The organism is Paraclostridium sp. MRS3W1 (assembly GCF_032465715.1).
In the GTDB taxonomy this organism is placed as follows: Bacteria; Bacillota; Clostridia; order Peptostreptococcales; family Peptostreptococcaceae; genus Paraclostridium; species Paraclostridium dentum.
In genome coordinates this window covers 18,584-27,775 of record NZ_JAWDJM010000099.1, presented here as the reverse complement: position 1 = coordinate 27,775, position 9,192 = coordinate 18,584, and the positions used below count along the sequence as shown (strand labels likewise).

The 9,192-nt window shown below is 27.0% G+C and carries 6 protein-coding genes; 5 read left to right on the top strand and 1 reads right to left on the bottom strand.

What is annotated here, in order from left to right; all coding sequences use genetic code 11:
• Positions 1-278: 278 nt before the first annotated feature.
• Both RWY47_RS07705 and RWY47_RS07700 read left to right on the top strand, forming a co-directional pair.
• A complete protein-coding gene (locus RWY47_RS07705) occupies positions 279-1,412 on the top strand; it encodes a sensor histidine kinase (RefSeq protein ID WP_168931969.1) in 1,134 nt (377 codons plus the stop codon).
• Positions 1,413-1,507: 95 nt separating this feature from the next.
• On the top strand, positions 1,508-3,373 hold the full coding sequence (locus RWY47_RS07700; protein WP_224170371.1) for a hybrid sensor histidine kinase/response regulator: 1,866 nt from the start codon (positions 1,508-1,510) through the stop codon (positions 3,371-3,373).
• Between the two features lie 56 nt (positions 3,374-3,429).
• Here the strand turns inward: RWY47_RS07700 and RWY47_RS18165 are convergent, their stop codons facing one another.
• Positions 3,430-3,978: a metal-dependent hydrolase gene (locus RWY47_RS18165; RefSeq protein ID WP_150842263.1), complete on the bottom strand. Its 549-nt coding sequence runs from the start codon at positions 3,976-3,978 to the stop codon at positions 3,430-3,432.
• Positions 3,979-4,154: 176 nt separating this feature from the next.
• Here RWY47_RS18165 and RWY47_RS07695 point away from each other — a divergent pair, with 176 nt between their 5' ends.
• From RWY47_RS07695 to RWY47_RS07685, 3 genes are all read left to right on the top strand, one after another.
• The gene (locus RWY47_RS07695) at positions 4,155-5,723 is read left to right on the top strand and encodes a ClC family H(+)/Cl(-) exchange transporter (RefSeq protein ID WP_150842264.1); all 1,569 of its coding nucleotides are present in this window, start codon (positions 4,155-4,157) and stop codon (positions 5,721-5,723) included.
• Positions 5,724-5,796: 73 nt separating this feature from the next.
• Positions 5,797-7,356, top strand: coding sequence for an oligosaccharide flippase family protein (locus tag RWY47_RS07690; protein ID WP_025163079.1), 1,560 nt, complete (start codon positions 5,797-5,799; stop codon positions 7,354-7,356).
• A gap of 207 nt (positions 7,357-7,563) precedes the next feature.
• A complete protein-coding gene (locus tag RWY47_RS07685) occupies positions 7,564-9,189 on the top strand; it encodes an ABC transporter substrate-binding protein (RefSeq protein ID WP_224170370.1) in 1,626 nt (541 codons plus the stop codon).
• The last annotated feature ends 3 nt before the right edge of the window (positions 9,190-9,192 follow it).

The window sequence follows — 9,192 nt, the reverse complement described above, 5'->3', positions numbered from 1 at the left end:
GTAACAAAATATTAAAAAGTTTACCCATTTAATATATATATTATTATATATAATTTTTAAGAAAAATAAAGTATAAAATAAAAATAAAGAAAATTTAATAAAGTTTAAATATATTAAAACTTAAATTAATAATATAAAAGTCGAAAATTACTTTAATTTGTTTGGTTTTGAATAAAATGTCTAAAAAAAAAATGAAAATATCAAAGGAAATCATGAGAAAAAAATAGAAATTTTTAATATAATTATTTTTAATTTGGTTTTTATAAGTGGGGGGTAAAATGAAATATAAATGTATTGAGGAAGATATATTAAAATCCTCGCCTACTCCATATATAGTTGGAGAAATATGCAAAACAACAGATAAAAAGAATGTAATAAAAATCAATTCTATAAGTGAAACACTAAAAAACATTTTAGATACGGATGAAACTGAAATAGTAGGCGAAGAAAAATTTCATATTTTAGATGAAAATAAAAGCATAGATATATTTGAGCATATAATAAATGGAAAGAAAGTAAGCGTTAATATTAAAAATAGTAACTCAAATTTTGAATTAATATCTACAAACTTATATGATAATAGTTATGTAATTTGGTTTGTTGATAAAAATGAACAAATAGAACATGAAATCAATAATAAAATAAGAGGTGACTTTTTTGCTAATCTATCTCATGAACTTAGAACACCATTAAACATAATTTTTAGTTCACTTCAGGTTTTAGACTTAAAATTAAAAAAAGAAGATCAATCAATCACAAAATACATAAATATGGCAACTCAAAATACCTACAGATTACTTAAATTAGTAAACAATCTAATTGATTCAAACAAAATAACATCTGGATACTTTGAATATAATCCTCAAAATTACGATATTGTATATTTTGTAGAAAGCATTTGTCAATCTATCGTAGACTTTGCTAAGCAAAAAAATATAGAAGTTATATTTGATACGGATGTAGAAGAAAAAATAATTTCTTTTGACTTAGATAAAATGGAGCGAATAATATTGAATATATTATCTAATTCAATTAAATTTACAAAAGAACAAGGAAAAATAGAAATTTACATAAGAGAATCAAATGAAATGTTAGAAATAGAAATATCTGATGATGGAATAGGAATTCCTCAAAATAAACTAAATTCTATATTTGAAAGATTTAAACAAGTAGAAAATAATACAATAAGAAGCGGAGAAGGTAGTGGAATAGGTTTATACCTAGTGAAAAGCTTAGTTGATATGCATGGTGGAGATATAGCTGTTGAAAGTGAACTTGGATCTGGGACAACATTTAAGATAAGTATACCTGTCGAATTAGAAGAAGAATATGAATGCAATATAATGGAAAAAAACCTACAAAATTCGTATATAGAAAAAATAAAAGTAGAATTTTCTGATATTTATGCATAAACAAAGGTCTCGATTACAAATTGTAATCGAGATTTTTGTATTTATTTGCTATAATTAAAGTATAAATTCGGTATACAGAATAAGGGGAGATAAATTTGATCGTTCATAGTTATGAAGATGTTTTACAAGTATGTCCTATACCGTATGTATGGGGAAAACGTATAAGTAACAAAAATGGAAGCTTGGACTATATAATTGAGGGTGGAAATGAATTATTACTAAAAAAAATAAAAATTGAAAGTGAGGATGAGATATTAAATAAGGATGTATGTGAGATATTAGGTATATCAAAAGAAGAAATTGAATTATTTGATAAAGTAAGTAATAATAAATTTACAAGATATCAGTATGTTTGTAATTTAAAAGATATATATAAAGTAACTTTAAATATAGATAAAGATGATAATTTTTACATGTGGTTTCAGGTTTATCATGTAAGTAGTAATTACAATTTACTAATTCAAAATAATTTAAAAGCTATAATTTGGACAAAAGATATTAATGGTAGATACATAAAGATCAATAGAAACTTTGAAGAATTAGTAGGCATGCCTAAGGGGGACATAATAGGTAAGAAAAATAAAGAGCTTGAAATTCACAATGGATTTGAACATATGGAAGAATATGAAAAGCTTATATTAGATAAAAAAGAAGATGCTATTGAAAAAATAATATTTGAAGATAATAAATGGGTAAGTATTTTTATACATCCTATGATTGATGAAGAGAAAAATGTAATAGGTACATATGGTTTTAAGATTTATGATTATGTAAATTCAAAAACTCCAATAGGAATAGAAAATAGAAATAAAATGTTAGAAATAATTGTAGATAATTTACCTATACCTATTTTTTATAAAGATGTACAAGGTGTATATCTGTATTGCAATGAAGCTTTTGGAGAATTGTTAGAATTAGATAGAAAAAAAATAATTGGAAAAAAAGATTACGATTTAAATTTAAAAGAAGATAAAATAGTAGAGTATAGAGAAGCTGATAACCAAGTAATCAAACATAAGATTACAAATGTAAATGAAGATTTCATGGAAAGAAGTTCAGGGGATAAATATGTAGAAATAACTAAAGTTCCTTTATGGGACTATAGAAAAAAAGTGATAGGTGTAATTGGGATTATAATAGACTTAACTCAAAAAAAAGCCACCGAAAGAGAACTCGAAAAACTTAGGTTAGACTTCTTTTCAAATTTAACTCATGAATTTAGAACTCCATTAAATCTAATATTTTCATCGGTTCAGTTAATAGATCAAAGTATTCCAAAGATAGAAAAAGGTGACCTTAATATATTAATAAGGTATTTAAATATAATAGATCAAAATGGTATGAGGCTTTTAAAGTTAGTAAATAATTTAATTGACTCAACCAGAATTGATTCAGGGTGTGTAGATTATAATCCTCAAAATCAAGATATAATAAGTTTTGTAGAAAATATATGTGATTCAGTTGTAGAGTTTAGTAAGTCTCAAAGCATAGAGCTAATATTTGACACTGATCAAGAAGAGAAAATAGTATCTTTTGATAGTGACAAAATGGAGAGAGTAATACTAAACTTATTATCTAATGCAATAAAATATAATAAGGAAAATGGACAAATAGATGTAGGTATTAGATGTAATCCAGAACACATAGATATAAGTGTTAAAGATACTGGAGTAGGAATACCTAAGGATAAAATTAATGATGTGTTTGAAAAATTTAAGCAAGTTGATAATAGATTGACTAAAATAAGTGAAGGTAGTGGAATTGGATTATCGATAGTTAAGTCTTTAGTTGAATTGCATGATGGAACTATAAATGTAAATAGCGAAGTAGGAGTTGGAACAGAGTTTGAAGTAAAAATTCCAAATCAAATAGTTTTACAAGATTCAAGTAAAAATTCTATTCAAAATGAATCTATTGATATGGATAAAAAAATACAAATAGAGTTTTCTGATATATATTAATAAAAAGCCTAAATCAAGTATTTAATAATAATTACTTGACTTAGGCTTTTGTTGTGCTAAATTTTTATATTGAGTAAGTAGTATAAGTTATAAAATATTAAATTTATAGAAATAAATTTTAAAACCTTATTAACATACCTTTCGCCTTTTGAACTGGTTTTTAATCTGGATAACTTGAAATTAAAACCTAAAGGGAAAAATAAATCAACACCTTCATACGTGAAAATGTCTAATAATATATGAGAGGCATATCCCAAAAACATACCATATGCGGAACAAATCAATATAATATTTTTATCACCTATTAAAACTATTAATTTTAGAAGCTCTGATAAAATTAATAAAAATAAAAGACTATGAGTAAATCCTCTATGTTTTGTTCGCTTTGAAATAAACTTTGACAAGTGAGGCCATTTTTTACTCATATAAGATTTTCTAGTATCTAAATCAGGTAATAAAGATCCCAAATTAGCAAACTGAAAATAAATAAAAAAAAGCATCAATTTATATAAAGTATTAAAGTTTTCTAAATATACATTACTAAAAGCAGAAAACGTAAGAGCTGCAATTAAGTATCCTCCAGATGAATGTGTTTCCTTTGTCATTAAAATACCCTTTCTAATAATTGGTTATTTAAACCTTATTATATATCAAAAAAAATGAATATGGAATCGAACAAATATAAAAACTTAATTTATTTGAAAATAATATACTGTATACAATTTAAAAATATAGCAATTAGTAGTATAATAAAAATGATGGTAAAAAAGGAGGATGCTAAATGGAGAAAGAAAAAACATGCAATCTATTAAAGCATACTGAAAATTTAAAGTTTAAACTTATATTAGAAAGTACTATAATAGGTGCGATTGTTGGAGTTACAATAGTACTTCACAGGATATTATTAGAAAAAGTAACTAATGTATTTATGTGGTTTTACTCTAATAGTAGAGGGAATTTAGTAAATACTATATTGTTATTTGGATTATTAATCATAAGTGGATATGTAGTAGGCCTTATGGTAAAAAAGGTACCATTAATTAGTGGTAGTGGTATACCTCAAGTAGAAGGAATACTAATGAAAAAATTAAAAGGCAGTTGGTTAAGCGTTTTAATAAATAAATTTGTAGGTGGACTTATAGCCTTAGGAGCTGGATTATCGCTAGGAAGAGAAGGACCTTCTGTTCAAATGGGAGCCAGTATAGGTGAGGGATTTGCAAAAATATTTAAAAGAGTTAGTGTTGAAGAAAAATATTTAATAACGAGTGGAGCAAGTGCAGGATTAGCAGCGGCTTTTAATGCTCCTATATCAGGTGTAATGTTTGCCTTAGAGGAAGTTCATAAAAACTTTTCACCATTAGTACTACTTTCTGTTATGGCATCTGCATTAATGTCTGATTTTATTACAAAAACATTTTTAGGAATTGGTAAATCTCTTAATTTTGTAGGTGTTAGAGTATTAGATTTAAAGTATTATTGGTTATTAATAATATTAGGTATCATAGTAGGTATAAGTGGTGTTATATTTAATAGCGGAATTTTAAAAACTCAATCAATATTTAAAAAATCAAAATTAAGTACTGAAATAAAAGTAATAATCCCGTTTTTAATAACAGGTGTTGTGGGATTAACTGCACCAATTTTATTAGGTGGAGGACATGAACTTATAATGTCTTTAGATAAAAGCTCTATGACATTAAAAATGCTATTATTATTTTTATTAGTTAAATATTTACTTACATTTGTAGGATTTGGATCAGGAGTTCCAGGAGGGATATTTTTCCCACTATTAGTATTAGGAGCGTTAATAGGTAACATATTTGGGATAGTAGCAGTTAATGTGTTTGATATTCCTAGCATATATATACTGAACTTTATAATACTTGCTATGGCAGGAAACTTTGCAGCTATAGTAAAAGCTCCTATAACGGGAATTATACTAATATGTGAAATGACAGGAAGTTTTAACCATTTATTATCTCTTGCAATAGTATGTATAGTAGCATATGTTACATCGGATTTATTTAAATCAGAACCTATATATGAAAGCTTGCTTGAAAGATGCTTACAGAGCGGAAATGATAAATTTGAATCTAACTCATCTAGAAAGAGTTTAATGGAAGTTGCAATTCATTTAGGTTGTGAAATAGAACATAAAAAAATAAAAGATGTAAAATGGCCAGAAAATTGTTTAATAGTATCTATAACAAGAGGCGGTAAAGAAATAATTCCAAGAGGTGATACCACATTACTCGGAGGGGATTATTTAACGATAATGGCAGATGAAGAAAATTCTGCATGTGCTCTAGATTATGTAACAGATTTAACATCTAATATAAAATTATTATAGAATTTTATTGAGTGTAATCACATATATATTAAAAATGTACAAGGTACAAATTTGATATATGATAGGTGATTGCATGAGAAGAAAAAAGCTTATAATAAATGCAATAATAATGACATTCTCAACTATTATATTTGGATTTATATCTATGTTTTTCAGGGTATATTTATCCAAGAAAATAGGACCGGAAGGAATGGGATTGTATCAGCTTATAATGTCTGTATATATTATGGCTGTAACATTTTCGAGTGCTGGAATCAGAATAGCAATTACAAGGCTTGTTGCAGAACAAGTAGGAAAAGGAAATAACAAGGGTATAAGAACTATAGTAAATAAAGGATGCATATACAGTTTGTTTTTCAGTATAGTAACATCTATTGTGCTTTTTTATGGAGCGGAATATATAGGAAATGTATTTTTAAAAGATGCAAGGTCTGTACTATCCTTAAAAATATTAGCTTACAGCTTACCGTTTATAGGAATTTCTTCTTGTTTAAGTGGTTACTTTTATGGAGCAAGAGAAGTTGTTAAATCTGTTTCAGCAGAAATTTTAGAACATTTATTAATGATGGCAATTTCAATAGCAGCTATTACTATATTTGTAGATACTAATATAGAAAATATATGTGCACTTATATGTGTAGGTATGGCTGTAGGTAATATAGTATCTTGTATATATGCCTACATATTGTGTGCACTTAAAACAAGACCATTAAGCAGAACTGTATGTTGTAGTAATTACAATGAATGTAGAATTAGTGACATAAGCAAAATAGCATTCCCAATAGCATCAAGTTCATATATTCAAAGTGGACTTAGAACTATAGAAGATATATTAATACCTAATGCGCTTAGAATGTCTGGAACTTCAATTTCAGCATCTTTGTCAATATTTGGAATGATAAAAGGTATGGCACTTCCTATAATAAATTTTCCAGCAGTATTTTTAAGTTCCTTTGCAACTTTGATAATACCAGAAATATCAGAAGCACACTCGTTAAATAGGAATAAAATGGTCAACTTTATAATTTCTAATGTATTTAGAATAACATTTATAATATCAATATTTGCATCAGGTGTTTTTATTGCATTTGCAAGCGACATAGGAATGGCAGTTTATAGCAATAAAGATATAGGGCCTATAATTAGAATTTTAGCTCCAGTAATACCTATAATGTATTTAGAAAGAATAATGGATGGGATTTTAAATTCTTTAAACAAGCAAGTTGCATTGTTAAAAATAAATTTGTTTGATATGGTTATTAGAATTCTTATAATATACTTTATAATACCTACAAAGGGCATAGAAGGGTTTATATTAGTTATATTTGTAAGTAATATTATTAACTTTGGATTAAATATGATAAATGTTTTAAAAACTACTAAGTTACAATTTAAAATGTTTAATTGGGTTATAAAACCAATTTTATGCATAGGTGTAGCTGTTATAGTAGCTTCATTTATAGGATACAATATTATAAATAAAATATTTATTTCTATGGCTATATATATAGCTATGCTTATAATAACTAGATGTATAAGAATAAAAGATCTTAATTGGGTAATAGATAGCTTTAGGCTAGCAAAAGATATAAATGTACATAGTATAAAATTATATAGTGATAGATATATATAAGAAAAGAGTTTGCATATTGCAAACTCTTTTCTTGTATTTAAATAGAAATAAATTTTGAGAAATTATTGAATATTAAGAAATATATGGATATAATTAACGTGTAGAAAAAAATAGTATATAAATGAAATTAAAACCATGAAGGTTAATCATGTCGTAAGACATGTAACTTTTGTGGTTTTTTTTACGCTTAAATAAGGGGGATAATTTATGAAACTAAAAAGGTCGATATCTATAGCATTAACTATGATGCTTACTGTTGGAACGATTACAGGATGTACAAGTTCAAAAGAAGGAGAAAAATCGAGCGATAAAAGTAATACAAGTTCCAGAATAGAGAATAGTGAACTTGTTGCTGCAGTAGCATATGAACCAGATGAGGGGTTTGATGCTACAACTGGTGGTCATGGATCAATGACTAGAGTATTTTTTTCAACACTATTTAAAAGAGATAAAAATTTAGGAATGGAAAATGATTTAGCAACAGGATATAAGGTTTCCGATGATAGGTTAACATGGAATGTATCTATAAGAGATGGGGTTAAATTTAGCGATGGAGAAAATTTAACAGCTGAAGACGTTGTATATACATATGAAAAGGCAAAAGAAAGTGGATCTAATATAGATTTAACTATCTTAGACAGTGTAAAAGTAATTGATGATTATAATATAGAGTTTAAATTAAAAGAACCTCAATCTACATTTATAGAGAAAATGGCATCTATAGGTATAGTTCCTAAACATGCACATGATGAAAAATTTGCACAAAATCCAATTGGATCAGGTCCATATAAATTTGTTCAATGGGATAAAGGGCAACAAGTTATAGCAGAAGCTAATGAAAATTATTATGGGGAAAAGCCTAGTATAAAAAAATTAACTATGGTCTTTTTAGATGATGATGCAGCTTATGCAGCTGTAAAATCAGGAGAAGTAGATATAGCCTCTATACCAGGATCTTTTGCGAAAGATAAAGTAGATGGAAAAAAGGTAATTGAGTTAGATAGTATAGAAACTTATGGGATAGAATTCCCTATGCAAAAAAGTGGAGAAAAAAATAAAGATGGACATCCTGTTGGTAATGATGTAACAAGTGACAAATCAATAAGAGAAGCTTTGAATTATGCTATAAATAGACAAGAGCTAGTAGATGGAGTTTTAGATGGATTTGGAGCTGTATCAACAACTGGTCTTGAAAAAATGCCTTGGCTTAATAAGGAAACAATATTAAAAGGTGATGGAGATATAGAAAAAGCTAAGAACATACTTAAAGAAGGCGAATGGAAGGACTCAAACTCTGATGGTATTTTAGAAAAAGACGGCACTAAAGCTGAGTTTAAATTGCTTTACACAGATGGAAAATATAGACAAGAATTAGGCTTATCGGTAGTTGAAACTGCAAAACAATTAGGCATAAAAATCGATTTAGAAGCTAAAACATGGGATACTATAGAACCTGAGATAAACTCTCAACCTGTATTATTTGGATGGGGATCAGGAGATCCATCAGAGCTTAACTATTTATATAGTAGCAAAGTTATAGGAGTTGGAGTTCCTTGGAATAATGCTGGATATTATAAAAATGAAAAAGTTGATGACTATATAAGTAAAGCTTTACAAAGTGAAAATGAAAATGAAGCTATTGAATATTGGAAAAAAGCTCAATGGGATGGAGAAACCGGGTTTTCAACTAAAGGAGATTTAACATATGCATGGCTTGTAAATGCAGGTCATTTATACATAGCTGATGAAAATCTAGATATAGGAACTCCAGTTGTTCAACCACATGGAGGTAGAATTCTTGATAATATAACAGAATGGAAATGGAAAAAGTAAATT